Origin of the sequence: Paenibacillus sp. FSL R7-0297, from assembly GCF_038009025.1 — a bacterium.
GTDB lineage: Bacteria > Bacillota > Bacilli > Paenibacillales > Paenibacillaceae > Paenibacillus_AQ.
The window spans coordinates 3,208,623-3,233,129 of sequence record NZ_JBBPAQ010000001.1; the positions used below are offsets into that span (position 1 = coordinate 3,208,623).

The window sequence follows — 24,507 nt, forward strand, 5'->3', positions numbered from 1 at the left end:
GTGTAATATATCTGTTGTAGATGGCGTGAAAGGGAGGGTTCATTATGATACGTAAAATAGGTACACTGCTGGCTGCCGCGCTGCTGCTGCCCGCACTCTTCATTATCCCGGCGGCGGCTGCCGCTCCGGTACAAGACAAGGCTGCTCCGGTTCAGGTCGCAGCGGCGACAACCCAGAGTCCGGCCACGAACGGACTGGTGCCGCTGACCGGCGCAATTAACGGGAATCTGCCGATTCATATGTCGGTCAAGATTGAGAGCAGCGGGAAGCTGACGGGCAGTTATTATTACGACAAATACAAAAAGACGATCAAGCTCTCAGGTGATGTCAGCGGCAAAATAGTCAATATGTATGAATATGATGCCAAGGGCAAGGAAACGGGCCGCTTCGAGGGCTGGTGGATTGCCGGCACCGGTTTTGCCGGGGTATGGAGCAATCCGGACGGTACCCGCCAGCTGCCGGTAGAGGCGTTGACGGCAACAGCTTCCAAGAGTGTCAAGGTTCCGGCAGCTGCTGAGTGGAACGGCGAATGGTATATGGCGAGCAAATCGCCTTTCTATGGGGGATATGCAACATTCAGCAACGTCAAGAGCGATAAGCTGACCTTTTCCATCGATGCGTTCGATGGCGGCCATTCCGGCCAGCTGTATGAGGAGTCGGCCGTGGTCCGCAAACGGATGGCTGTATATAAGGAAGAGGACGGTTCTGTTGTCTTTTTCTACCTGCTGAACGGCCAGCTGTATGTAACCAGCCCTTCGCCAGTGTACTCTGCGGGAGCGAATGTAACCTACACCGGCGAATATGCCCGAGGTCCCTACAAAGAGGGTGTCTACACGCTGAAGGATACAGGTGTCTTCAAGACAGCTGCAGCAGACAAGGCCTTCCGCACAGTGGTAGGCGATGATTATGATCTGTTCTTGTACAGCATGCAGCTGCTGGATAAGCCGAAGGATCTGGATGGTCTGGGTGCAAGCGTAATCTCAGGCGGCGTGCGCGGACTGTTTACACTGACAGAAGCGATTATTATGTATGACAAACAGGGCCACTATTGGGCAGCGGTGCTCGACACGGATGAGGAGAACAGCCTGGAGGAATTCGATATTGCCATTGTCCGGTTCTACACCAACGTGCCGAATACAACTGAGCTGCCGAAGACGATTGCCAAATGGACGGAAGACTTTCCCGATTACGAGGTTGTCTTTATGAATCCTTAGTATGAAACAGTCGCAGAGTACCGTCATCATGCCGGTGCCCTGCGACTGTTTTGATATTGCTCGCTTAGAGTGGAACTGTCATTTCATATTAATCTTAAATACATCTCCTGCTTGACCGCCAAAGACAACCATACCGCCTTGCGGCAAGACTGCCGAAGGGTTCTTGGTCACCACAGAGAAGTTTACGATCATTCCATCGGCATCGTAGACAGCGAAGCCGCCGCTTGCCGGAGCCGTCACAGTCATTGTTTTCCCGGCTGATTTCTCACCGATCTTGAACCATATCCCTTGACCATTAGCAGATACCGTACTGATTGATGACCGGCCCCCATAGATAGGCTGAACCGCATCTTCGCTGATATAAGCATTGCCATCAATGCTTAAATACTCAGCTTCATTCTTCGTATAGAAGTTCAAATCAAACGCATCTCTTCCGTTCATGACCGGTATTTCAGCCGCATTGACAGCTTGGTGCTCATCCACAATCCGGGTGCCCGAGGCATATCCCTCATCCACAGCGATATTCTTCGTTAGGATCGCAGGGGACAGATAAAATAATGAATTGATTTTCTCATCCAAAGCATAGTAATTTTTCCCGTTTCTCTTTTCCCAGGCCTGCTTCGTCACGGGGGTTAGAGGATTGGACTCCAGCTTCTGATATTCGTAGGTTACCATCACCATCTGGCCGGCTCCGGGGAAATCCAACTCGGCATTAAGCTTTAGGTAGGTTTTGCCGTTCTTCTGCGGATCGAAGCTTACGGCGGAACGGCCATCGCTGCTCTTAAATTGCCCGTTGCCTGTATAAATATATTTCTGTGCGGGGATCAGTCCGCCTTCCAGAGCAGGCAGGTCAAGCTCTCCATCCTTAACTGCTATAGCAGTTGTTGCGCCCACTGTACCGTATAATCCGGAATAGGATTGTAGCTCAGCGCGGGCATGGCCGCTTTTACCGGGGGCACGAAGGTTGGGGCCGGCAGGAGCTTGTCAATCTTCCCGGTATCCTTCAAGTACTCCAGCAGGACATTCGAGGCGAAAATCGTATTGAAGATCGAGCTCCCGCCGGAGGAGAGTACAGCAATCGAAATATCGGATTCGGGTATTGCAGTTAGCGCAGCATGATACATAATGGTATCCCCGCCTTTGGTTAGTGCGGTGATTCCGTAATCGCTGAACGGGGCCAGGCTCACAGCATCCCAGCCCAGACCATAGCTGAAGGTATTTCGTTCATCCGGTACCCAGATTCCATTCTTATATTCAGGCGCCTGCATAGCCTTGGCCGAGGCTTCGGATAAAATATCCGTACGGTTTCCGATCAGCACTTCAGCAAACTCGGTCAATTCTTCTGCCGTGGAATAGATTCCACCTGCTCCAATGACGTTGGCATTCTCAACGGGCAGAGCCTGCTCCAGCCCCGGGAAATAGGTTCTGGCCAGTTGCTGTCTGTCAAACGTATCGAGCGGCGTTTGGGTCGAGCTTAACAGCAGCGGACTGCTTAGGTACCGGTCCAGGAATTCGGAATAGCTTAATCCGCTCACCTGCTCAATCATGAGCTCGAGCAGCTGGAAGCCATCGTTGCAATAGACCGAATATTCTCCGGGATTGGATTTCAGATGTTCGGACTCCAGCCTTGACAGTAATTCATCATGATTCTGTGTGTCGTTGTCATCCAGCAGCATGCTGTTGCCATAGTGGCTGCCGTAAAGACCTGACGAATGATTCATTAGCATCCGCGGTGTAATGTCCTTATATCTGGCATCGGCCATCTTAAACTGCGGTAAATACGTAGTGAGGGGCTTGTCGATATCAATAGCCTTGGAATCCGCCAGGATCATCGCCCCGGCAGAGACATGCATTTTGCTGACCGAGCCAATCCCAAACATCGTATCCTTCGTTACCGGTGCCTGAGTGGCTTTATCGTACACACCGGCACCCCCGGACAGGGTGATAGAACCTTTATCCCTGATGGCATACTGTAGTCCGCTTACCCCATAATTGGAGATGATCTCCGAAGCCAGCGCGCGGGCCTTGTCTTCCACGGTTGTCCCCTTCTCCTGTGCCGAGGCCTGAGCCATGGGGATTACTAACACCGAAGCCAATACGGCTGCAATCAACTTCTTCATCCTTATTTCCTCCTCCTGTTGCTGCTCGAAATTTAAATCTGGGTTCATCATACAAGCAAGAAGGAGGGAGAAGATCCGAAGTACCCTGAAACGAAAAAAACAATCCCTAAACAATAGTATTGTCTAAGGATTGTCCGTGTGAAAGGGGAGGACGACCATATTGTTAAAGACTTTATGTCCGGACTCGATGGTCATGTTGCCGCCGTACTTATCACATATTCTGGCTATATTGGTTAAGCCGATGCCATGATACTCCGGGTCCGGCTTCTGGCTGTGCAAGGGGGCGGTCTCTTTGTCCATATGATTAAGGATGTGGATGAACAGCGCCGATTCATTCGAATGAATCTGGATGAGCATGTACCGGTCCTCTGCCACCCTAACCTTCTTAGAGGCTTCTATCGCATTATCCAGCATATTTCCAAGAACGACACATAGGTCATAACGGTCAATATTCACTTCCAGCGAATAGAGCTGAAGCCTGGTATCCATTCTGATCCCGTTGGCCTGTCCAATATTAAGGGTATTCGTGACAAGCGCATCTATAACGAGATGTCCGGTGTTCACCCGCTGGTAGGCGTCCTCGACTTTATTTAAGGTAACGCTGATATGCTCCAGTGCCGCCGCTGAATCATTACGTTTAATACATTCTTCAATGTAGAGAAACTGCTGGTGGGTGTCGTGAATAATCCGCTTAATGGATTTGAAGCTGTGCACCGTTTTCTCATAATTCGCATCCTGATAATTCATCTGGTGCTGCAATTGCGTATTCTCATGCATGAATTGAAATTTATCAATAATCGTATCGAAAATATAGACGACCATCACATTCAGGAACAGGAATCCGATAATTGCCATGAAATAATAGATGTTTTTCTCACTGGTGACAGTAAGTACATTGATCTGATAGATACTGATCAGGGGGACGATCAAGAAGAAAATGTAGTAGCGGTAAGGCAAAGAGAAGCTTCTGCGTTTGGAAATGAATCTGATCACCTGAATCACAGCAAACATAATCACACAGCTAAGGCTTAACGCCTTCGTAAAGGTCAGCCGGTCCTGCCCGTTACCCGAATCCAGGGTAGTGAAATCTATGGCATCCAAGGTTGAGAAAATATAAAGCGAGATAAAACTGACCATCGTCATCAAAACCGCATACAGGATAGAAAAAATGACCTTGGTCTTAATCTCCACCTCATAGGATTGCGCCAAACCAAAGATCATCAGCAATGCGACACAAGAGGCTGCATAGGAATTCATCGGAATGACTAAATAGATAAAACAAAGCAAACCGTAAATGATGAAGTAAACGATCCGGTTAGTCTTCCTGGCGGACTTGTCAAAGACGGAAGTGAAGAAAAAGTTGGTTTGAAAGCACATCACCAGCAGCACACAGAGGACTATAGGCAGGTTATATAGAATCATACGAATTACCCTTCATGATCATAAATTTGGTGTAGTAATCTTTAACCTCTTTGATCTTGGACCGGCCTATAGGAAGCTCCATCCCATTCGACATGAGAACGGAGCCGCTGGCGAACTTCTTCACATGCAGCAGGTTGATAATAATCGAACGGTGGATGTGCAGGAAGTTACTGTCTTTTAGAGCTGCGGCATAATCTGCAATAATACCCTTGCTCTCATAGATTTGGGCTTCGGTGATCACATGCAGCTTGCTTTTTATCGTTAGGCTTTTGGCAGCCTCAATCGCAAGGATATCATCATATCTTAATACAACTTCATCATAACCGGATTTAATGACCATGAATTTCTTATCTTGGGCCTGAAAATATTGGCATAGCTTGGCGATCTTCTCTTCCAGAAGGAGAGGCGCTACCGGTTTGATTAAATACTGGAATGTGATGACATCGAAGCTCTCCACCATATATTGAGGGTAGCTGGTAAGGAAAATAATCTGTTCATCAAAGTGCTTCAGCTCCCTGATTCTCCGTGCCGTCTGAATCCCATTCATTCCACCCATCTCCACGTCAAGAATAAGAATATGGAAGGGCGCTTCGCCACGCTCAAAATGAGCAGCCAGTTGCTCGCCCGAGTGAAACAACTCTATCTCGAATTCAATATTTGTCTTGATGGATAAGCCTATCAGAGTCCTCTTAACAAGCTCTCGCTGCTTCTCCTCATCATCACATATCGCTACTCTATACATGAATGCCACCCCTTTCGTTCCGGCGCAATGTCCTATAAATAGATTCACAACAGTATATAGCATTTTTAAAGAGAACAAACAACCATGGGGATCAAATGCAAAATGGAATCCTTGGAATGCAGACGGATGCGGGCTCTGGGGGGAGATTGTAGATATTGGGTAATAACTATTATCCAGATGGAGGAGGTATACAATGAACAAACAATTAGTTACGGCAGCTGCCACTATTATTCTATCCGCCTCAATTCTAGGCGCGTGCAGCAACAATGAAGCTACAAATGAGACAGAGCCAACAGCAACAAGTGCAGCGACTATGCCTGTGGCCGAAGCTACAGCCACTCCTGTACCATCGGCCACTCCTTCAGCCACGGAGGCGGCGTCTGCCGCTCCTGACCCTACTGATCCTCAGACCTCTGAACGGCCAGAGACCCGGGAATTCAGTGAACAGGAGGGCGGGGTTAGCGGGCAAACGGCTACACTGGAGCAAGGTGATGGATACTCCCTATATATCACTGGGGATTTCACATTGAATGTACAGACTAACCGTTTATCACTTACGGAGGATCCGGCCTACTATGCGGAAATTGAAAGCTTGGCTTCTGAATACGATCTCACTGCGCTGAAGCAACAAGGTGAAACTGAGCTTTCCGCTACAGGCAGTGCTAAAGATTATAGCGGGGAATTGGTTGAACATCCGCTCGGGTTTGCAGAATTGTATTTGCAGGCTACAGGTGATAAAGGAGTTGTGGATTACATGGTATGGAAGAATCAGGCGGGGGAAGCTTTTCTTTTCCGGATACACAATCCTAAGGGCACTTTATCCAATAAGTTTTCTCCCTGGGTAATGGTTTCCTTGGCGACACTTGAAAGAAATTAAAAGGTTGCTCGGATAGACAGGGTTCTTCCATGAGGAAGAATCCGAGGGGCCTGCAGGCAAAGTCCAGCCCGGAATGCAGTGAACCAGAGGTGGCGGCGATGTCGGGCGACCCGCCCGAAAAACGGAGCCTATACAAGAACGTATATCTTACAGGAAAACAATCAAAGGGAAATTACCTGTAGGGCTCATCGACGTGATTAGGGTCAGGATGGATGGAATAGAAGGTGCAGATAACTGAGAGAAGCCTCGTAGTCTCCTTGACGATTACATTAATAACGACCACCAAATGCATTTGGACTAACAGCATCAATACGGTCAAGTGCCTTGATATTATCCTCCAAATAATTACGGCGTTTCGTACCAGGAATCGGCAATGTGCCTCTTTCTACTGTCCATGCAATTGTTAGTTGAGGTACCGTACAGTTCTTTTCTTTGGCGATTTCCGCTAGTTTATCAACGATTTTAATATTCTTTTGGAAGTTCTCACCTTTGTTGATGCCGAAAATAGAACATTTAACTCAAAAAGTGACCAAAAGCCTTTTTTAACATTTACCATACCCATGCTGAAATATATGAATGAAGTCAGGCTGCAGAAGATCATTCCTGCAGCGTCACTTTGAAGCTTCGATCCTAGGAGGTAACCGATTTCCGCCTGAAAATATAAACAGCATTATCAGGCGAAGGGGGTAACAGGAGGGAGGACAATCGTTCGCTGAGCTCCATGGTGAACTTATCCGCGCTGTAATAAGCGTCGAAATCTCCAGTCACCGCAGGATCTTTTGTGCCAAGAACGATATATAAGTCAACCGAATCGGTTTTAAATACATGTTTTTCATACGGGTTTTTGGGTACAGGCCAAGAGCAGAGTACTACTACCGGACTGTATTTATGAAGGGCAGCTTTGGCATCTGCCTGTTCCACGAAGCCGGGGTAATCGATATAGTGCTTCCAGCTATAGTCGTCTGTTGCTGTGCAGTTGATGTTTTTTTGGTTCAAAAACTTGGTTAACGTACCATCGCCTGCAGCTATTTCAAGACATTTTTTATCGCCTATCAAGCTTGAGAGTTCGTTAATTAAAGGTTTTGAATAGAAACAATAGATGCCTTTTTTATTGACAAGTGGCATTAATATCTTTTTATTTAGGAGAATCCTCCAACACATCCTGAACAGGCCCAGAGAAACCGGCTTTCGTTCAAGCCCCTTTTTGAATAAAAGCTTTTGTAAGATCACGCCGTCCCAGAGGTTGAACTTTACATTTCCGGCAGGAGTTTTTGAAGACGCCGTTATATTTAGCTGCTCCAGCAGATGGATGGCAAACCGGGCCTTAATCACATTAGGCAGAAAGGCATTTACGGTTTTTTCATTGAAGCCGCTTTTGGAAATTTTATGATTGGCCATCTTTGCACTTGCCGTATATTTATCAAGAATGGCAGGGATAAGATTAGAATTCCTGGTGCTTTTCAGTATACTTAGTTCTTGTAGTACCTCCGCCTGATACTCCGGATACTGTTGTAATAATGTTTCTACGCTAATTTCGTTGGCTAATATTTTGTGGGCGGTATCATTCGTGAAATTTCTCATTCTATTCTCCATTCTCATTGCATTTCGTGCAGCGCATCATTAATAATGTATCATAAAATCCCGGCGAATACGTTCTGCATTGCCAATATGGATAGCCTGTCTACCAAGGTGCTCAAGTTATTTAACCGTTATCGATCATGCTGACCTTTGTGAATGCTTCAGATGGATATTACCAGATTTAGCTAACCCTATCGTTAGCGGTGTGGTTTTATATGTGAGCACTGTAATAAGATGAAAAAAATCGCCCACAGCTCTGGCTGGGACGAAATAAGATTGTTTTTTGTATGAACATATACTACCCTTCAGCACTCATGGCAATTGCCTTTGTTTCATGAACTGTACCATAGGGATGCTCAGGTGGGGCATAGATAACGTAAATTTTAAGGGGTTTGTTTCCTGTATTCGTTAAATTGTGCCATTTTCCAGCAGGTATCATTATTGCATAGTCATCATTGGCCATCACTTTAAAATCTAGATGGTCTTTCCTATCACCCATCTGAACAAGTCCCTGGCCTTCTTCAATACGTATGAATTGATCTGTTGTCGGATGGACTTCTAAACCGATGTCATCGCCAACATTGATGCTCATTAGAGTCACTTGGAAATATTTCCCTGTCCATAAGGCCGTACGGTAATTTTGGTTTTGACGTGCTGCCTGGTCAATATTCACTACAAGTGGACATTGTCCATAATCTCTTAATTTTATTTTTTCATCAGGGTAACAATTATTATAGTATTGAGGCTGATAACTTTGATTGCATGAATTAGGGTACATACTCAATTCTCCTCTTACGATTTAGTGTGTACTTTAATCATATGCATCTGCCTATATAAAAGATTGCAAAGCTTGCAAAAATGGGCTATAGCCTAAAAACTGGAAGCAGATATTGATTGAAAGTAATCATTATAAGACTCAGATAGTAGGTAATGAGCTCAAAAACTTATTCATTTCCGTGTCAACGCTCCGGGCTCCACTGCCCAGCCATATCAAATGTCCCCATGAGTCAAGAAGGCATAGTGTGGATTGGGGGATATGGTGATGAGCAGACAATGCATGCTCCGGTAAAACAGCCTTATCATTTTTACTGTGCATGATCAGGGCCGGACACAGAATTTTCTGTAGTTTGGAGGGGGTAAAGGCTGCACTCTGTTCAAGATCAAGTATAAACCCATGGCCGGAGCGCTGGCGCTGATTCATGGCGATAAATTGTTCGATATCCTCTTGGCTGAACTGTTGCAAGACCTCAGGTACAGGAAGGATACTGAATGAAGGTACCATCTGTTTTAGAATGAAATTTGGAAATGTACGGCTGAAGAAGGAGACAAGTTTCCAGGTATATTTTTCTGTGGCCGGATGGAACAATAGTTTGGCCATTCTATAAATAGTGTCTTTAGGAGTATGCCATTCTTTGGATACGGCAGATTGAAGGACAAGACTGCTGACGCGGTGGGGGTAGAGGGATGCGAAGGTTAGGCCGCTGGGTCCGCCAGCGGATACAGCAACGACATGAACTGTACATACATCAAGGTGATTGATCAATTGCAGATAAGCCTCACAAGCCGTATTTAACGAAAGCCCTAGTTCTTTGCTTGTTGTGCCGTAACCAGCCCGCGAAGGAGTAATAATCGAATAGCCCTGCTCTAACAGATTCTTGTATCCAAACTCTTCATGACAATTGGAGTGCCCACCGTGAAGAAGCAAAATGGGCTTCCCTGATCCGGCTATTGTATATTCAAGGATTGTCCCATTTTCTAGCTCTAATATCCGGGTACTTCTTCTCAGCATATCTCTCTGCTCCCATTCTATTCAAGGGTTAACCCCTATCTTACCCGAAATAAGTGAACAGAGGGAAGCATAATCACTTTATCTTAGCGTACGTCTAATTCTCACATATTCCCTGGGGAGATAGGGTACGCTGATTGGGGGCGGATCAGTAAAGCTTTCGGTATGGAAACTAAATTCTTCAACGGAAAAGCTGCTTATTTGTGATACTGCCGTATGAGAAATTAATAAATTTTCCATTTTCCAGCCAAGTATCAACATGGCGGCGAACAGGGAAATGCAGCATATTATTTTACGTATTAACATGAGGGATTCCTCCTTTTCACACAGGCTCCCCTGATGCTTCCCGGATTATTCACTGCAAATTCCTTTACATTCTCCTCCGGTGACTATATAATTGCAATAATTGTATACGGAGTTAACCGGAGGAGCCTGCCAACAGCGGGCTCTTTTTGTGCTTTTTTTCTGGAATAAATTTACTGTCACGGAGGTTTTGAAATGGAAATGAACAATGAGAGCATCATGGTGTGTGTGCATTATGGCCCCCACGGGCAGCGGTTAATACAGCGTGGAGGACAATTGGCTAAATTGCTCAATGCTCCGCTGATTGTGCTTACAGTAGATGCATCCGGAGACAATGAATATAACCGGGAGAAGCAGCAGTACCTGTCTGGCTGGGAGAAACAGACCCAGGAGGCCGGCGGACAATTTGTGATCCGCAAATGTAATGGCAAGAAAACGGCTGATGTGATTGTGGAGACTGCAAAGGATAACAAAATAACGCAAATTGTACTCGGACAGTCAAGCCAAACGCTGTGGCAGGAGATTACGAGGGGAAGCTTCATCAATGAGCTGCTGGAGCGGATGGGACCGATTGATCTTCATATCGTTGCGGTGCAGCGTTATCCGGAGCTGCTCGAAAAGTCCCATGAGCAAGGATTCTCTGCTTATCTGGTCAAAGAGGGCGACCGTCATATCCTTATGGATGAACCGGATGGAGATGAAGCCATGAAGGGGGTCTTCTTCCGTGAGCTCGATACGGATTTCAATACCGGCCTGTTCAAAATCGTCAAAAACGGTGAAGCGCAATATTTGAGAATTGTTCAGAACGAATGGGTTAAGCCCCGTTAAGCGGATTATACCAAAACTAGAAAGGGGGATTAAGCCTTGCTGCATATGATTATCCTGCTTCCGTTTTTGCTGGCTGCGCTTCTGCTGCTGATGAAGCGAAATAAACGGTTTCACCTGGGCTGGATCGCTCTGCCCCTTCCCGCGGCTCTCTTCATTTATTTCCTGACGAGAATTCCAGCCATTCGGGCTGGAGAGCCTATTGTAAACAATATCACCTGGATGCCGTCCTTTGGGGTAAATATATCTCTGGTGCTGGACGGACTCAGCTTGCTCTTTGTTCTGCTGATCACCGGAATGGGTGCCCTGGTTGTGCTCTATTCCATTTATTATCTTGATAAGCTGATGGAGGGAATCCGCCAGTTTTATATGTACCTGCTCATGTTTATGGGAGCAATGCTGGGCGTTGTCCTGTCAGATAATCTGATGGTGCTGTACGGATTCTGGGAATTGACGAGTGTTTCTTCGTTCCTGCTTATTGCCTTCTGGCACCGCCGGGAAAGATCCTCTTATGGGGCAATGAAGTCCATGCTGATTACTGTGTTTGGCGGTCTGGCGATGCTTGCCGGATTTAATCTGCTCTATGTAATGACCGGCACTTATAGTATCCGCGAGATTGTTGCACAGGCAGGAGCCTTGACAGAAAGTGCCATGTTTATCCCGTCCATGCTGCTTATTCTCCTGGGTGCCTTTACGAAATCCGCCCAGTTTCCGTTCCATATCTGGCTGCCTGATGCCATGGAAGCGCCGACTCCGGTCAGTGCGTATCTTCACTCGGCTACCATGGTTAAGGCGGGGATCTATCTGGTAGCACGGCTCACCCCTCTATATGCCGGACAATCCGAGTGGTTCTGGCTCGTTTCTGTCACAGGGCTAGTAACTCTAATCTATGGGTCGTTCAAAGCCATCCGGCAAACGGATCTCAAGGCCTTACTGGCGTACTCCACGATCAGCCAACTCGGCTTGATCATGTCTTTGCTGGGACTCGGGTCGGCGGCAGCCTTCTTTAGCGGTACGGGGAATGCGGTTTTCTACACGATGGCTACTACAGCAGCGCTCTTTCATCTCATTAATCATGCTGTATTTAAAGGCAGTCTGTTTATGGTTGTGGGCATTATTGACCACGAGACGGGTACCCGCGATCTGCGCAAGCTTGGAGGGCTCATGTCTCTCATGCCGGTCACCTTCTCTGTCGCATTGATCGGGGCGTTCTCCATGGCTGGATTGCCGCCATTCAGCGGATTCCTCAGTAAAGAAATGTTCTTCACCTCTGTGCTCAATATCCGGGAGTTTGACATCCTGAGCTCAGGATACTGGATGCAGCTCTTTCCGGTAATTGCCTGGATTGCCAGTGTGTTTACCTTTGTATATAGCATGATCTTTGTCTTCAAGACCTTCCGCGGCAAGCTGAGGGAAGACAAACTGGATAAAGTTCCGCATGAAGCTCCACTGGGTCTCTTGCTGTCACCGGTGATTCTAATTTCACTTGCTGTAGTGTTTGCTTTCTTCCCTGACCTGGTCTCTGCTACGCTGATTGAACCGGCAATGTCTTCCATCCATACGGGATTACTCGCACCGGAAGAAGCCTTTGAGGTATCTATTCATTTCTGGCATGGCTGGACACCGGAAATCTTCATGACCCTCGGCGTTATAGCAGCAGGTACGCTGTTATTTAGAATCTATACCCGGCTGCGGGTACTGGACCGCGAAGCAAGCGGACGCAATACGCTGAACCGTATCTATGACTTCTCGCTAAGACTGCTCGAGAATGGTTCAAGACGTTTGACCGATGCTTATATGACAGGTTCCAATCGCCATTACCTGCTCTATATATTCAGCTTTTTCATCATTTCTTTACTCACAGTTCTGCTGCGGCAGCCAGGCATAAGCTTCGGCATGGAGCAGTATGCCTCATTGTCTTTTTATGAAACGGCTGTTGTAGCAGCAATGCTGCTGGCTGCCTTTGCGGTTCCATTTGCCAAGTCACGTGTCAACGCGATTCTATTCACCGGTGGTGTAGGGTATATGGTGACGCTGCTTTTCGTTCTTTTCCGGGCACCGGATCTTGCACTCACCCAAATGATTATAGAGACCGTATCGGTCATTCTGTTCCTTCTTTGTTTCCGGTATTTACCGAAGCTGAAGAAGCAGAGGGAGCCGCTGCGCTTTAAGCTGCCTAATCTGATCATTGCGCTTGGAGCCGGTATTACAATGACGTTGATCGCTCTGGCGGCTATGGGTACCAGTCCTTTTGAACCTATCTCCGAGTTTTTCCTGAAAGAAAGCTACAACCTGGCTGGCGGCAAGAATGTTGTCAACGTCATCCTGGTAGATTTCCGCGGGTTTGATACCTTGTTTGAAATCATGGTGCTTGGCATCGCCTCACTGGCCATTTATGGTCTGATTCATTTGAGAATGGAGGAGGAGTTGCCGCCGCTCCAGCCCGCCAAGAAGGGGACGTTACCGCTGCGCAGCAATGACGTGATTCTGCAGACGATGTCTAAGGGGATTGTCCTCATTATTCTGATATTCTCCCTGTATTTGTTCTTTGCCGGACATAATCATCCGGGTGGAGGTTTTATTGGGGCATTGATGACTTCTGCTGCGCTGATCCTCATTTCAATCGCATTTGGAATGGATCAGGTACGCAAGGTGCTCCCTGTGAATTACCGGCTGCTTACAGCTTCCGGACTCCTGCTGGCGATTCTAACAGCGTCAGGCTCATTCCTGTTTGATGCTCCTTTTCTAAGTCATGCTTTCGGCCATTTTCATCTGCCTGTGCTTGGTGATACGGAGCTGGCGACTGCCGTCCTGTTTGACCTTGGCGTATACCTGGCTGTAGTCGGCGTGACGATGAACATCATTTTATCGATCGGAGGGGAAAAGAAATGGAACTCCTAATGGCGGTGGCGGTCGGCATTCTCTTCACGATCGGTGTATACCTGATTCTGTCCAAAAGCCTGCTGCGCATTGTGCTGGGAACCTCCCTGCTGACGCATGGTGTCCATCTGCTGCTGCTCACAATGGCCGGGCTCAAAAAGGGTGCAGCCCCTGTACTGGGCAAAGCGGATACTTATGTTGATCCGCTGCCGCAGGCACTGATTCTAACCTCCATAGTAATCAGCTTTGGGGTTACCGCCTTCTACTTCGTACTCGCGTATCGGTCTTATCAGACGCTGGGTACTGATGAAATGGACAGCATTAAGGAGGACAACGAATGAGCAATCTATTGGTACTTCCGATTCTCATTCCGCTGACTACGGCTGTCATCCTGATTTTTTTCAAAGAGAAGATCCGGCTTCAGCGCGTGATTAGTGCGCTCAGCGGTTTGCTGAACATTCTGGTTGCGGCGCTGCTGGTTTCACGTGTCCACTCTGAGGGCATACAGACCCTGCAGATGGGGGGCTGGGCTCCTCCGTATGGCATTGTATTTGTAGGTGATATGTTTGCAGTACTGCTGGTTATGATGGCTTCGATCGTCAGTTTTGCGATTCTGTTGTATTCTTTCGGCAGCATTGGAGAGAAGCGGGAGCGGTTCTATTACTATACGTTCTTTCAGTTTTTGCTGGTCGGGGTATACGGCTCGTTTCTTACCGGGGATATTTTCAACCTGTTTGTCTTCTTTGAGGTTATGCTGATTTCTTCCTATGCGCTCATCTCACTCGGAGGGACCAAACTTCAGCTAAGAGAAACGTCGAAATATCTGCTCATTAATATCGTATCCTCGACACTGTTTGTAGCAGCGGTAGCTTATCTCTATGCAGCAGTAGGAACACTCAACATGGCACACCTGTCCCAGCGTATCGCTGAAGCGGGACAAGGCGGTGTGCTTAATGTGATTGCTGTTTTGTTCCTGATTGTATTTTCCCTAAAGGCAGGGCTGTTCCTGTTCTTCTGGCTTCCAGGGTCATACAGTGCGCCTCCGCCGGCTGTCAGAGCATTATTCGGTGCTCTACTGACCAAAGTTGGACTCTATGCAATCATCCGCACCTTCACGCTGCTGTTTGTTAACGATCCCGGCTTCACCCATGCCTGGATCGCCTGGATGGCTGCTGCTACCATGATCCTCGGTAGCCTGGGGGCAGTCGCGTATAAGGATATCCCGCGGATTCTGAATTATAACGTCATTATCAGCGTTGGGTTTGTAGCCTTTGGACTTGCTGTTGGGACAGCAGATTCATTGAATGGGGCGGTCTTCTATCTGCTGCACGATATGCTGGCCAAGGGACTCATGTTTATTCTAGGCGGGATAATTATATCCGCAGCTGGAACTGACCGGCTAGGCAGTATGGGCGGGATGATTAAAAAGTATCCGTTCATCGGCTGGATGTTCTTTACTCTTGCGCTTGCCCTGACAGGTATTCCGCCGCTGAGCGGGTTTGCCGGCAAAATCCTGATCATCCGCGGAGCTCTGGCTGAGGGAATGCTGACGTTGTCCTTAATTGGACTAGGATCGAGCTTACTGGTGCTGTATTCCCTGATGAAGGTGTTCAGGCTGGCATTCTGGGGAAATGAACCTGTGAAAGAGCTGCCTAAAGTGAGCTTGAAGGCTGCATCGGCTGTTGCCGCCGGACTCCTGCTGCTTGTGATTGCAATGGGGGTTGGTGCCGAGTCCGTGTATACTTATGTATCGCAGGCTGGAGAGGTATTGGCTTCACCTGCGCTATACATTGAAGCCATAATGAAGGAGTAGAGAAGATGGCCCTACAATTCCTGTTAAATCTGTTGATTGCCTTTCTGTGGATGGCGATAAATAACAATGGCTCTGGTTCAAGCTTCATCGTAGGCTATGTGCTCGGTATTATATTATTGCTGATTTTGACGAAATCCCTGGCCCGGACCCGGCCATTCTATCTCATACGTATATGGGCTATACTGAAGCTTCTGCTGATCTTTGCCCGTGAACTTACGGTCTCGAATTTCGTGGTCATCGGCCATATCATCCGTCCGAAGCTGGCTATACGTCCCGGCATCTTTGCTTATGAGACTGCCTTGACCTCGGCTTGGGAGGTTACGCTGTTATCGTGCCTGATCTGTCTGACACCGGGAACCCTGACCCTTGATGTTTCGAAGGATGGCAAGACGCTGTACATTCATGCTATTGATATTAAAGATGCAGAGCTGTTGGTCACGCAGATTAGAGGCACTTTCGAACAGGCAATTATGGAGGTGACCCGGTAATGATCCAAGTTATACTAACTGTGGCCATGATCATTCTGGCGCTGGCGATGCTGGCATGCCTGTTCCGTCTCCTGAAAGGGCCAACCCGTTCAGACAGGGTTACCGCACTCGATACGATAGGCATTCATATACTCGCTATGATCACCGTTTTCTGTATGCTGCTGGATACCCAGGATTTTCTAGAAGTCATTCTGGTTATCGGTATTCTTACGTTTATTGGAACAACGGCACTGGCCAGATATATTGAACGGGGAGCCGTTATAGAAGATGGAGGGAACCCGAATGACAGGTGAACTGATTAGCTCCATTATTGTGGTAATTGGTGCAGTCTTCTGCGGTTTAAGTGCCTTCGGCTTAGTCCGGCTGCCTGATGTGTACCTGCGTTCACATGCGGCTACCAAAAGTGCAACCTTCGGGGTACTGTGCTTGCTGACAGGAGGCTTCCTGTACTTTTGGTTTAAAGACGGAACGGTTAATGTCAAGCTGCTGCTGGCGATTGTTTTTGTATTCATCACTTCACCGGTGGCAGGCCATTTAAATGGCCGGGCAGCCTACCGTTCCGGAGTCCCCTTGTGGAAGGGGAGCATACAGGATGATCTGAAGGTCCTGGGGGAAGAAAGTCAGGAAACGTCTGCAAAATAATACTTAATCGCTGAATTCCTTATAGGAAGCGGGGGAACCAGGTTATATGGGGTGAATCTCGGATAAACGAGTAGGGCTACTTTCAGGGCCCGAATCCGGCAGCTAACCCCGCAAGCGTTCATGAGAGGATGCATTGGTTATGCCGCAACGTCGCTGTATTACGAGATGTCGGGCAGCGGTCTGCCCATTGTTTTTATTCATGATTATTCGACCTCCCATCATCTGTTTGACCCGCAAGCGGATTATTTCAGCAAGCGTGCGAAAGTGGTCGTATTCGATTTAAGAGGGAACGGACAATCGGGGAAAATGGATGTGGAGATTAGCCGGATCGTAGACACACAATGTGAAGATTTGAAGCTGTTGTTGGACGCTTTGGCTGTAGAGAGGGCTGTTATCGTAGCTTGTTCCAGTGGTGCTGTGCTCGCCCAGAAATTCGCCTATCTGTACCCTGAGCGGGTGATTAATATGGTATTGGTGGACAGCTATTTCCAGGGAGAATACACAGCTAGAGGCGGGAAAGTGAAAGGAATCTTCGAGGTCTGCGCATGGGCCGCCCATTATCTTCCTGCCGAAATGTTTATCCGTTCTTTACGCATCACCTACAATAAATGGCTCTCAGCTTATCATATTCTCAGGAAAGAGCTTGTGCATGAACGGACCACTGAATTAATTATGCAGCGGCTGGCACTTAGACAAACGGACAGCTACGGATTCGCGTTACGGCTGCAGGTTCCTGTTCTTGTTGTATCCGGGAATCAGAATGAATGGGCATTGGAGCAGGTGAAAAGAACAGCCGGCAAGTATCCGTCTGCCCGCCTGGCGATCCTTGAAGACGCCATGTACCCGAGTCACCTGTGTCAACCCCAGCTCTTCAACCGTATATTGCTGGATTATCTTAGGGAACAGCATAGTTTTCAGCGGGCGGCGGCCGGCAAGTAGGAGGGAGATAGATGATTATTGCCAGCTGATTTGCTAATAATAGAATAGATGTGGATACTGATTCGCTGAAGAAATCTTTCCTCTAAAAAACAATATATGGGGTGTTATATGAATCAGTTTGATGATGTATTTATTCAGATATTAATTCTGCTTGCCATATCCATGGGAGTCATTGCAGTTGCCAAAAAAATGAATCAGCCCTATTCCATCGCGCTTGTAGTGGTGGGGCTGCTGCTGGGGTTTGTGCATATTCCTATTTTGGTGGAAGCAGAGGCTTTCATCACCCAGTCGCATGTCTTTCAGGCGATCATCATCTCATTATTCTTACCGATTCTCTTGGGGGATGCCACCTTAAAGCTTCCTTTCTCCCATCTTCGGGAGCAACATAAGCCGGTGCTGGCTTTGGCTTTTGGAGGAACCTTGTTGTCATTTCTCATCATCGGCTTGGCTGTGTATTGGGGGCTGGGCCTTCCGCTTATTGTTTCCTTCACCTTTGCTGCGCTGATGAGTGCGACAGACCCCATTAGTGTGATTTCGATTTTTAAATCTTTGGGTGTCCCGAAGAATATTGTTACTATTATAGAAGGAGAATCTCTTTTTAATGATGGGATTGCTGTAGTGCTGTTTCAAATCTCTTCGGTGTACCTGCTGTCTTATATGGAAATGGGCTGGGTAGGGGTTGGCAGCGGAATTCTGCTGTTCCTAAAATTTTCTTTAGGCGGTATCCTTATCGGAGCGATAATGGGATATTTGTTCTCGCAATTAATTCGTCTTTATGATGATTTCCCGTTGGAGATCGGATTCTCCATGCTGCTGTTTTTTGGAAGCTATTTTATCGCGGAGCACTTTCATGTATCCGGAGTTATTGCTGTCGCGGTAAGCGGGCTGATCTTTGGAAATTACGGTTCGCGGATAGGTATGTCAGAGACCACGAAGGTAAATATCAATTCATTTTGGGATGTCATCACCCTGGTGGCTAACTCATTGATCTTCCTGATGATTGGACTTGAGATTAGAAATATTGATTTTACCGATAAATGGCTGCTTATTGTCGCTTCGATTCTTATCGTACTGGCAGGACGGACCATTGCGTTGTATGCCAGTCTCAGGTTTCTGAAGAATTTTCCGGCCTCCTGGAAGATTGTTTTGAATTGGGGCGGATTAAAGGGAAGTCTCTCCATTGCACTCGCATTGAGTCTGCCGGCATCATTTGAAGGCAGGGAGAATATCCTGGTCTTAACCTTCAGTATTGTCTTGTTCTCCCTGCTGGTTCAAGGGTTGACCATCAAGCCGCTGGTAAAGAAACTGGATTTGACCCAGGATAATGTAATGGAGAAGTGAAAAATGCTCATATCTATTATGTTTCTGCCATTGGCGTGATCGATAAGTTGGTTATTAAACACCGGGAGAACGGTACAATTAAAGCAGTTTCTCCATAATCATCACGTCAATAAACTCTCCATTCAGAATCCCCTGCTTCTCAAATACACCAACCTGCCGATAACCCGTTTTCTTGTATAGCCCTTGACCGCTTTGGTTGAACGGAAAAGTAAAGAGAACAATTTTATAAAAGCTGTTTTCCTTGGCTATCTTGTGTAAGGACTCTAAGAGAAAACTACCCACACCCTGCCCACGAAAGCTGCGGTCAATGTAAACGGAGAGGTCAGCGACTCCATGATAGGCACAGCGGTGCGAATAAGGATTTAGGGAGGCCCAGCCAATGACTTCACCCTCTAGTTCAGCGACCACAACACTAAAGCGGCCTTGGTGATCGTTGAACCATGCCTTCATATAGGAGGAGTCTTTCGTCTCCGTTTCGAGCGTAGCGATCCGGTCCTCGATCCCCTGGTTGTAGATACGAAGGATGCTTTCCGTATCCTTTGAAGTGGCCTGACGAACAGTTAATGTAGTGATCATATGAACAGCCTCCAAATGCTTACTTTCTCGCTTTAATTACAGCAGATACAATGAATTGGTCAACGTTCGCACCGGGAACCCAATCTTTGATGAATGCTCTGGATTCATCTTTGGGCTCAATGCTAATCTCAGAGAAGCCGCTTTCCCGAAGCATCTGCTCTACATCAGCGATGGAAGAGGCTCCGGAGATACAACCAGAATATAGTTCGCCCAGGTCATTTTTGATCTCAGGGGGAAGCTCAGCTGTAGTTACAATATCAGAGATCGCCAGACGCCCGCCAGGCTGAAGGGCACGATAGGCCTCACGGAATACTTGCTGTTTGTCTGGTGAGAGGTTAATCACGCAGTTAGAGATAATCACGTTTATTGAATTGTCAGCGACGGGGAGATGTTCAATTTCGCCCAATCTGAATTCCGTGTTGTTGAATTTTCCTTTAATGGCATTATCTCTTGCACGGCTGATCATTTCAGGTGTCATATCCACACCGATAACATGGCCTTGCTCACCTACCTGCCGGGAAGCGAGGAAACAATCGAATCCACCACCGCTCCCAAGGTCCAGAACATGTTCACCCGCCTGCAGTTCAGCAATAGCCTGAGGGTTACCGCATCCAAGGCCTAAATTTGCGCCTTCAGGAGCTGCAGACAGATCCTCGCTGGAATAACCCAGCTTAGCGGATATGGCATCAAAATCAGATGGGGAGTCACAGCAACTGCTGTCAGCAGGTCCGCAGCAGGAAGAGGCAGCTTCGACCTTTTTTACAGCGATTGTCTGATAGCGCGCCCGTACATTCTGGCGGATCTGGTCATTAGTAAGTTTGTTCATGATTAAACACTCCTTGTATAGTGGAATAACTTGCAAATTGCAAATATAAGACTAGAGAAATCACCCTTTTACAGGTGCGCAGCAATTGCTGGATTTCCCCATGGCTTCATTGAAAAGCTTAATGGATCGTAGTAATGTTTCTACTTCAAATTCGCTCATGTGTGAGAAGGCTTCATTCAGGTATTCATTCATTTGTTGATCAATCGTTGTAGCCACCATTTTCCCTTCGGGAGTAAGCGACAGGTTATAGACTCTTCGATCCGCAGGGTCAGGTGTCTTCTTAACTAAATTCATTTTCACCAAAGACTGGACTTGTCTGCTAAAGGTAGTAATATCTGTCCCGAGTGTTTCGGCGACCTGTTGCATGGAGGGATTGTGGCTTCGATCAATTTCATACAATAGATGGCTTTGGGTCGCAGAGAGATCACATCCGCCTACGCTGCAGCAATCCTTATTGAGTAGTCCCAAACGCCTGCTCATGATTTGGAGTAATTCTCGTGGAGTTTCCATTGTTTTCACCTCATGTATTAGTTATAACTCAGATACTTGCAAATTGCAAGTTAAATATCATCTGATTGGAAGTTTTACATTACGGAAACAAAAAGAATGACTTGAATATAAACATTCAATTATATAATGAACTATAAATAGAAAGGGGCCTGAGAAAATGGAACAACCCATTCGTCTGTATTTCCTCTGTATCCAGAATCGTTGCCGCAGTCAAATTGCCGAGGCTTTTGCCAGACATTATGGCGGTGAGCATGTGATCGCTGAAAGTGCAGGACTTGAATCCGGAGAGATTCATCCCTATACGGTCAAAGTCATGAAAGAAGTAGGGATTGATATTTCAGGCAACAGCTCCAAAACGATTGATATGACAACATTTATGCAATCGAAAGTCATTATTAAATTATGTGAACAAGTTAATGAAAAATGCCCGATTGTTCCTTTTGCCATCAAGAATGTACAATGGGATATTACGGATCCATTAACCCATGAGGGCCGTCTGGAAGATGTGAGGGCTGCACGTGACCACATCCAGCTGCGGGTGCTTCAGTTACTAAAGGAAATGAATGTCCCTGTTAACGAATAAGGCTTTCTTGCCAAACTACTTTCGCCTTTCTTGATTTTAAACGAAATGAACTTTAATATATGATTATATATTTATGTATCATTTGGTTTGTACTCTGGAGAGGACTGTGCCTATGTTCAATAGTGAAATGGCAGAGAAGCTGAAATTATTGGGTGACAAAACCAGGCTAACGATACTTGGATTGCTTAAAGATAAAGAATGGTGTGTATGTGATTTAGTCGAAATCTTAAATATGTCTCAACCTGGTGTGAGCCAGCACTTGAGGAAATTAAAGGCACAGGGGCTAGTGAAGGAGACGAAACGCGCTCAATGGGTATACTATTCCTTGAATATTGAAGAGGGTTCCTTTATTCAACCCGTTCTAAGTGCATTGCCTGACACCCAAACGCTACTGTCCTTGTTAAAAGGGGAGTACACGGAATGTGCTTGTGATTAAGGATTGAACAGAAGGGAATCATATTCTCACTTGATTATATAAGCGTATAGTTATATAATGATGTGGTGAAAGGGGGGCTGAAGATGAGTTTTGATCTGGATGAGCTGGATGAAGTATCACAGACGTTGAAGCTACTGGGGGATAAAACTAGGCTGACGATGATGAAGCTTCTGGAGAAGCAGGAGTGCTGTGTATGCGAGCTTGTTGATATTTTCAAGACTAGTCAGCCATCTGTGAGCCAGCACTTGCGGAAGCTCAAGGATGCGGGGCTGGTCAAGGAGAACCGGAAAGGCCAGTGGATTTTTTACTCGGTGAATCCAAACAGCATCCAGCATGAATTAATTCAGAATCTGATTGCCTTCGTTCCTTCACAAGATCATGAATTAGAAGAGCTCGATAAGAAAGGCTTAAGAATTTCATGTGACTAAATGGAGGTTAGCGGATTGGTTTCTGTATTCTTAGCGGGTTTCATTTTCATTGTTACCTTAGTATTTGTCATTTGGCAGCCTAAAAACTTGTCCATTGGCTGGTCTGCCTGCGGCGGAGCGGTACTCGCTTTACTTGCCGGAGTAGTCAGCTTTAGTGATGTTAAGGACGTTACCTTGATTGTATGGAATGCCACATTGGCCTTTGTTGCGATCATTCTGATCTCGATCATCCTCGATAAAATCGGATTCTTCGAATGGGCTGCCCTACAAATGGCCAGAGCTGCCCGGGGGAATGGAACCCGGATGTTCATCTATGTCACCATTCTTGGTGCGATTGTAGCCGCGTTCTTTGCCAACGACGGAGCGGCGCTCATTCTGACTCCAATTGTGCTGGCTATGGTCCGTGCGCTGAATTTTGATGAGAAGAAGGTCTTTCCGTTTATCATTGCCAGCGGGTTCATTGCGGATACTACGTCTTTGCCGCTGGTTGTAAGTAATCTGGTGAACATCGTATCGGCGGACTTTTTCGGGATTACCTTTATGGAATACGCTGGACGGATGCTGATGCCTACTCTGTTTTCCTTGGGGGCAAGTATTCTGGTTCTGTACTTCTTTTTCCGTAAAAGCATCCCTAAGAAATTCGACAGCTCCCAGCTGAAAAATCCGCAGGAAGCGATCAAAGATAAGAAGATGTTCAAACTGTCCTGGTGGGTATTAGCGGTTCTGCTGGTAGGATACTTTGTGAGTGAGTTCCTTAACATTCCGGTGTCTGTGGTAGCCGGGGTTATCGCAATTTTCTTCCTTCTCATGGCAAGAAGAAGCCCGAATGTTCCCACGATGGAAGTCGTGAAGGGTGCGCCCTGGGCGATTGTATTCTTTTCCATCGGGATGTATGTCGTCGTATATGGCCTGCGCAATGCGGGGCTGACGGACGTCCTTGCCGATGTCATCCAGGCTGTGGCTGATCAGGGGCTGTTCGCCGCAACGATGGGGATGGGCTTTATTGCTGCAATCATCTCTTCCATAATGAATAACATGCCTACGGTGATGATTGATGCGCTGGCCATTGATGCTACGCATACCTCGGGACTGATTAAGGAAGCCTTGATATATGCGAATGTCATCGGCTCTGACCTGGGACCGAAGATTACACCGATTGGTTCACTGGCTACCTTGCTGTGGCTGCATGTGCTTTCGACCAAAGGGGTGAAGATATCCTGGGGAACGTATTTCAAAACAGGTATTATCCTGACGATCCCTACACTGTTTATCACACTGCTTGGCCTCTATATAACGTTAAATCTATTTTAAAATCAAAGGAGATTACGACTCATGGATAAGAAAACCATTTACTTTTTGTGTACAGGAAACTCCTGCCGGAGCCAGATGGCCGAAGGCTGGGCTAAGAAATACTTGAGCGAGGAATGGAATGTGTACAGTGCAGGTATAGAGGCTCACGGTCTGAATCCGAAAGCTGTTCAAGCGATGAACGAAGTAGGAATTGACATCTCAGCTCAAACGTCTGATATTATTGATCCGCAGCTGCTTAATAATGCTGACCTTGTGATTACATTGTGCGGAGACGCTGCAGATAAATGTCCAATTACTCCGCCCCAAGTGAAACGTGAGCACTGGGGATTTGATGACCCTGCGAAAGCGCAAGGAACAGATGAAGAGAAGTGGGCAGTCTTCCAGCGGGTTCGTGATCAAGTGGGCGAGCGCATCAAGCAATTCGCTGAAACAGGAAAATAAGACAGAGTAACAGCCGGGGCTTCCCGGCTGTATTTCTAAGGAGGAGATGGAGTTCATGAAAAGAATTGAAATCTATGATCCGGCGATGTGCTGCTCCACCGGTGTATGTGGGCCTGTAGCTGATCCTGAATTAATTCGTATATCTGCTGTAGTTCATAACTTGAAGAAGCAGGCTGTAGATGTATCCAGATATAATCTGACCAGTGAACCGGATGCCTTTGTTACGAATGGTGAAGTCAGACAATTGCTGGCTGATGAAGGTCCTGAAGTATTGCCTGTTACTTTTGTAGACGGGAAAGTGGTTAAGAAACAGGGCTACCCCACGAATGAAGAGTTAGAGCAGTGGACAGGGATTGCCGCAGCTGAATTGACAGCCAAGCCCCGCATCCGTCTTGAAATCAAGACGAAGTCATAATGAAAGAAAGA

At 46.9% G+C, this 24,507-nt stretch carries 26 protein-coding genes, 1 pseudogene and 1 riboswitch; of the genes and pseudogenes, 17 read left to right on the forward strand and 10 right to left on the reverse strand.

Annotated elements, in window-relative coordinates; all coding sequences use genetic code 11:
• The first annotated feature begins 44 nt into the window (after window positions 1-44).
• Window positions 45-1,214: a hypothetical protein gene (locus tag MKZ24_RS13995; protein ID WP_340783861.1), complete on the forward strand. Its 1,170-nt coding sequence runs from the start codon at window positions 45-47 to the stop codon at window positions 1,212-1,214.
• A gap of 78 nt (window positions 1,215-1,292) precedes the next feature.
• Here the strand turns inward: MKZ24_RS13995 and MKZ24_RS14000 are convergent.
• From MKZ24_RS14000 to MKZ24_RS14010, 3 genes and pseudogenes are all read right to left on the reverse strand, one after another.
• Window positions 1,293-3,334 (reverse strand): annotated as a pseudogene (locus tag MKZ24_RS14000) (serine hydrolase domain-containing protein).
• A gap of 123 nt (window positions 3,335-3,457) precedes the next feature.
• Window positions 3,458-4,756: an ATP-binding protein gene (locus MKZ24_RS14005; RefSeq protein ID WP_042238372.1), complete on the reverse strand. Its 1,299-nt coding sequence runs from the start codon at window positions 4,754-4,756 to the stop codon at window positions 3,458-3,460.
• Window positions 4,743-5,498, reverse strand: a complete 756-nt coding sequence (locus MKZ24_RS14010; protein ID WP_340783865.1) for a LytR/AlgR family response regulator transcription factor — start codon at window positions 5,496-5,498, stop codon at window positions 4,743-4,745. Before MKZ24_RS14010 ends, MKZ24_RS14005 begins: the two co-directional genes overlap by 14 nt.
• A gap of 193 nt (window positions 5,499-5,691) precedes the next feature.
• Here MKZ24_RS14010 and MKZ24_RS14015 point away from each other — a divergent pair, with 193 nt between their 5' ends.
• Complete coding sequence (locus MKZ24_RS14015) at window positions 5,692-6,375, forward strand: hypothetical protein (protein ID WP_340783868.1); 684 nt, start codon at window positions 5,692-5,694, stop codon at window positions 6,373-6,375.
• A gap of 269 nt (window positions 6,376-6,644) precedes the next feature.
• Here the strand turns inward: MKZ24_RS14015 and MKZ24_RS14020 are convergent, their stop codons facing one another.
• From MKZ24_RS14020 to MKZ24_RS14035, 4 genes are all read right to left on the reverse strand, one after another.
• A complete protein-coding gene (locus tag MKZ24_RS14020) occupies window positions 6,645-6,881 on the reverse strand; it encodes an aldo/keto reductase (RefSeq protein ID WP_081956624.1) in 237 nt (78 codons plus the stop codon).
• A gap of 124 nt (window positions 6,882-7,005) precedes the next feature.
• A complete protein-coding gene (locus MKZ24_RS14025) occupies window positions 7,006-7,956 on the reverse strand; it encodes a hypothetical protein (protein ID WP_042238366.1) in 951 nt (316 codons plus the stop codon).
• Window positions 7,957-8,251: 295 nt separating this feature from the next.
• On the reverse strand, window positions 8,252-8,731 hold the full coding sequence (locus MKZ24_RS14030; protein ID WP_042238363.1) for a cupin domain-containing protein: 480 nt from the start codon (window positions 8,729-8,731) through the stop codon (window positions 8,252-8,254).
• Window positions 8,732-8,869: 138 nt separating this feature from the next.
• Window positions 8,870-9,739: an alpha/beta fold hydrolase gene (locus MKZ24_RS14035; RefSeq protein WP_445324189.1), complete on the reverse strand. Its 870-nt coding sequence runs from the start codon at window positions 9,737-9,739 to the stop codon at window positions 8,870-8,872.
• Window positions 9,740-10,237: 498 nt separating this feature from the next.
• On the opposite strand from MKZ24_RS14035, the gene MKZ24_RS14040 reads away from it, so the two are divergent.
• The 9 genes from MKZ24_RS14040 to MKZ24_RS14080 all read left to right on the forward strand — a co-directional run bounded on the left by MKZ24_RS14040 (window position 10,238) and on the right by MKZ24_RS14080 (window position 18,970).
• Entirely contained in the window at window positions 10,238-10,870 is a 633-nt protein-coding gene (locus MKZ24_RS14040; protein WP_340783875.1) for a universal stress protein, read from the forward strand.
• 45 nt (window positions 10,871-10,915) lie between these two features.
• A complete protein-coding gene (locus MKZ24_RS14045) occupies window positions 10,916-13,768 on the forward strand; it encodes a Na+/H+ antiporter subunit A (protein ID WP_340790164.1) in 2,853 nt (950 codons plus the stop codon).
• Window positions 13,756-14,088, forward strand: coding sequence for a Na(+)/H(+) antiporter subunit C (locus tag MKZ24_RS14050; RefSeq protein WP_042238359.1), 333 nt, complete (start codon window positions 13,756-13,758; stop codon window positions 14,086-14,088). The genes MKZ24_RS14045 and MKZ24_RS14050 overlap by 13 nt, the downstream gene beginning before the upstream one ends.
• Window positions 14,085-15,560, forward strand: coding sequence for a Na+/H+ antiporter subunit D (locus tag MKZ24_RS14055; RefSeq protein ID WP_340783878.1), 1,476 nt, complete (start codon window positions 14,085-14,087; stop codon window positions 15,558-15,560). Before MKZ24_RS14050 ends, MKZ24_RS14055 begins: the two co-directional genes overlap by 4 nt.
• A 5-nt stretch (window positions 15,561-15,565) precedes the next feature.
• A complete protein-coding gene (locus MKZ24_RS14060) occupies window positions 15,566-16,048 on the forward strand; it encodes a Na+/H+ antiporter subunit E (RefSeq protein ID WP_042238352.1) in 483 nt (160 codons plus the stop codon).
• Entirely contained in the window at window positions 16,048-16,341 is a 294-nt protein-coding gene (locus MKZ24_RS14065; RefSeq protein ID WP_042238350.1) for a Na(+)/H(+) antiporter subunit F1, read from the forward strand. Before MKZ24_RS14060 ends, MKZ24_RS14065 begins: the two co-directional genes overlap by 1 nt.
• Window positions 16,331-16,690: a monovalent cation/H(+) antiporter subunit G gene (mnhG, locus tag MKZ24_RS14070; protein ID WP_081956623.1), complete on the forward strand. Its 360-nt coding sequence runs from the start codon at window positions 16,331-16,333 to the stop codon at window positions 16,688-16,690. Before MKZ24_RS14065 ends, mnhG begins: the two co-directional genes overlap by 11 nt.
• Window positions 16,689-16,822, forward strand: a riboswitch (cyclic di-AMP (ydaO/yuaA leader). (Overlaps the previous gene by 2 nt.)
• Window positions 16,811-17,629 (forward strand): alpha/beta fold hydrolase, encoded by an 819-nt coding sequence (locus MKZ24_RS14075; protein WP_340783886.1) that lies wholly within the window; start codon window positions 16,811-16,813, stop codon window positions 17,627-17,629. (Overlaps the previous riboswitch by 12 nt.)
• Window positions 17,630-17,737: 108 nt before the next feature.
• Window positions 17,738-18,970, forward strand: a complete 1,233-nt coding sequence (locus tag MKZ24_RS14080; RefSeq protein ID WP_042238345.1) for a cation:proton antiporter — start codon at window positions 17,738-17,740, stop codon at window positions 18,968-18,970.
• 78 nt (window positions 18,971-19,048) lie between these two features.
• On the opposite strand, the gene MKZ24_RS14085 is transcribed toward MKZ24_RS14080, so the two are convergent.
• The 3 genes from MKZ24_RS14085 to MKZ24_RS14095 are packed head-to-tail and all read right to left on the reverse strand — an operon-like array spanning window position 19,049 to window position 20,882.
• Window positions 19,049-19,543 carry an arsinothricin resistance N-acetyltransferase ArsN1 family A gene (locus MKZ24_RS14085; RefSeq protein WP_340790165.1) on the reverse strand — a complete coding sequence of 165 codons (495 nt, stop codon included), beginning with the start codon at window positions 19,541-19,543 and terminating at the stop codon, window positions 19,049-19,051.
• A 22-nt stretch (window positions 19,544-19,565) separates the two neighbouring features.
• The gene (locus MKZ24_RS14090; protein ID WP_340783890.1) at window positions 19,566-20,372 is read right to left on the reverse strand and encodes an arsenite methyltransferase; all 807 of its coding nucleotides are present in this window, start codon (window positions 20,370-20,372) and stop codon (window positions 19,566-19,568) included.
• Window positions 20,373-20,432: 60 nt separating this feature from the next.
• Window positions 20,433-20,882: a MarR family winged helix-turn-helix transcriptional regulator gene (locus MKZ24_RS14095; RefSeq protein ID WP_042238337.1), complete on the reverse strand. Its 450-nt coding sequence runs from the start codon at window positions 20,880-20,882 to the stop codon at window positions 20,433-20,435.
• Window positions 20,883-21,039: 157 nt separating this feature from the next.
• On the opposite strand from MKZ24_RS14095, the gene MKZ24_RS14100 reads away from it, so the two are divergent.
• The 6 genes from MKZ24_RS14100 to arsD all read left to right on the forward strand — a co-directional run bounded on the left by MKZ24_RS14100 (window position 21,040) and on the right by arsD (window position 24,496).
• The gene (locus tag MKZ24_RS14100) at window positions 21,040-21,465 is read left to right on the forward strand and encodes an arsenate reductase ArsC (RefSeq protein ID WP_042238335.1); all 426 of its coding nucleotides are present in this window, start codon (window positions 21,040-21,042) and stop codon (window positions 21,463-21,465) included.
• A 112-nt stretch (window positions 21,466-21,577) separates the two neighbouring features.
• Window positions 21,578-21,901, forward strand: coding sequence for an ArsR/SmtB family transcription factor (locus MKZ24_RS14105; RefSeq protein WP_042238333.1), 324 nt, complete (start codon window positions 21,578-21,580; stop codon window positions 21,899-21,901).
• A gap of 83 nt (window positions 21,902-21,984) precedes the next feature.
• Window positions 21,985-22,329, forward strand: a complete 345-nt coding sequence (locus MKZ24_RS14110) for an ArsR/SmtB family transcription factor (protein ID WP_042238330.1) — start codon at window positions 21,985-21,987, stop codon at window positions 22,327-22,329.
• Window positions 22,330-23,640 carry an arsenic transporter gene (locus tag MKZ24_RS14115; RefSeq protein WP_340783895.1) on the forward strand — a complete coding sequence of 437 codons (1,311 nt, stop codon included), beginning with the start codon at window positions 22,330-22,332 and terminating at the stop codon, window positions 23,638-23,640.
• 21 nt (window positions 23,641-23,661) lie between these two features.
• Window positions 23,662-24,081 (forward strand): arsenate reductase (thioredoxin), encoded by a 420-nt coding sequence (gene arsC, locus MKZ24_RS14120; RefSeq protein ID WP_042238326.1) that lies wholly within the window; start codon window positions 23,662-23,664, stop codon window positions 24,079-24,081.
• Window positions 24,082-24,136: 55 nt separating this feature from the next.
• A complete protein-coding gene (gene arsD / locus MKZ24_RS14125) occupies window positions 24,137-24,496 on the forward strand; it encodes an arsenite efflux transporter metallochaperone ArsD (RefSeq protein WP_042238324.1) in 360 nt (119 codons plus the stop codon).
• Window positions 24,497-24,507: the final 11 nt, after the last annotated feature.

Bases quoted from the DNA above. Each gene is read 5' to 3' on its own strand.
- MKZ24_RS13995 (WP_340783861.1), top strand. From the start codon at position 45: ATGATACGTAAAATAGGTACACTGCTGGCTGCCGCGCTGCTGCTGCCC.
- MKZ24_RS14005 (WP_042238372.1), bottom strand. From the start codon at position 4,756: ATGATTCTATATAACCTGCCTATAGTCCTCTGTGTGCTGCTGGTGATG.
- MKZ24_RS14010 (WP_340783865.1), bottom strand. From the start codon at position 5,498: ATGTATAGAGTAGCGATATGTGATGATGAGGAGAAGCAGCGAGAGCTT.
- MKZ24_RS14015 (WP_340783868.1), top strand. From the start codon at position 5,692: ATGAACAAACAATTAGTTACGGCAGCTGCCACTATTATTCTATCCGCC.
- MKZ24_RS14025 (WP_042238366.1), bottom strand. From the start codon at position 7,956: ATGAGAAATTTCACGAATGATACCGCCCACAAAATATTAGCCAACGAA.
- MKZ24_RS14030 (WP_042238363.1), bottom strand. From the start codon at position 8,731: ATGTACCCTAATTCATGCAATCAAAGTTATCAGCCTCAATACTATAAT.
- MKZ24_RS14040 (WP_340783875.1), top strand. From the start codon at position 10,238: ATGGAAATGAACAATGAGAGCATCATGGTGTGTGTGCATTATGGCCCC.
- MKZ24_RS14045 (WP_340790164.1), top strand. From the start codon at position 10,916: ATGATTATCCTGCTTCCGTTTTTGCTGGCTGCGCTTCTGCTGCTGATG.
- MKZ24_RS14050 (WP_042238359.1), top strand. From the start codon at position 13,756: ATGGAACTCCTAATGGCGGTGGCGGTCGGCATTCTCTTCACGATCGGT.
- MKZ24_RS14055 (WP_340783878.1), top strand. From the start codon at position 14,085: ATGAGCAATCTATTGGTACTTCCGATTCTCATTCCGCTGACTACGGCT.
- MKZ24_RS14060 (WP_042238352.1), top strand. From the start codon at position 15,566: ATGGCCCTACAATTCCTGTTAAATCTGTTGATTGCCTTTCTGTGGATG.
- MKZ24_RS14065 (WP_042238350.1), top strand. From the start codon at position 16,048: ATGATCCAAGTTATACTAACTGTGGCCATGATCATTCTGGCGCTGGCG.
- mnhG (WP_081956623.1), top strand. From the start codon at position 16,331: ATGACAGGTGAACTGATTAGCTCCATTATTGTGGTAATTGGTGCAGTC.
- MKZ24_RS14075 (WP_340783886.1), top strand. From the start codon at position 16,811: ATGAGAGGATGCATTGGTTATGCCGCAACGTCGCTGTATTACGAGATG.
- MKZ24_RS14080 (WP_042238345.1), top strand. From the start codon at position 17,738: ATGAATCAGTTTGATGATGTATTTATTCAGATATTAATTCTGCTTGCC.
- MKZ24_RS14090 (WP_340783890.1), bottom strand. From the start codon at position 20,372: ATGAACAAACTTACTAATGACCAGATCCGCCAGAATGTACGGGCGCGC.
- MKZ24_RS14095 (WP_042238337.1), bottom strand. From the start codon at position 20,882: ATGGAAACTCCACGAGAATTACTCCAAATCATGAGCAGGCGTTTGGGA.
- MKZ24_RS14100 (WP_042238335.1), top strand. From the start codon at position 21,040: ATGGAACAACCCATTCGTCTGTATTTCCTCTGTATCCAGAATCGTTGC.
- MKZ24_RS14105 (WP_042238333.1), top strand. From the start codon at position 21,578: ATGTTCAATAGTGAAATGGCAGAGAAGCTGAAATTATTGGGTGACAAA.
- MKZ24_RS14110 (WP_042238330.1), top strand. From the start codon at position 21,985: ATGAGTTTTGATCTGGATGAGCTGGATGAAGTATCACAGACGTTGAAG.
- MKZ24_RS14115 (WP_340783895.1), top strand. From the start codon at position 22,330: ATGGAGGTTAGCGGATTGGTTTCTGTATTCTTAGCGGGTTTCATTTTC.
- arsC (WP_042238326.1), top strand. From the start codon at position 23,662: ATGGATAAGAAAACCATTTACTTTTTGTGTACAGGAAACTCCTGCCGG.
- arsD (WP_042238324.1), top strand. From the start codon at position 24,137: ATGAAAAGAATTGAAATCTATGATCCGGCGATGTGCTGCTCCACCGGT.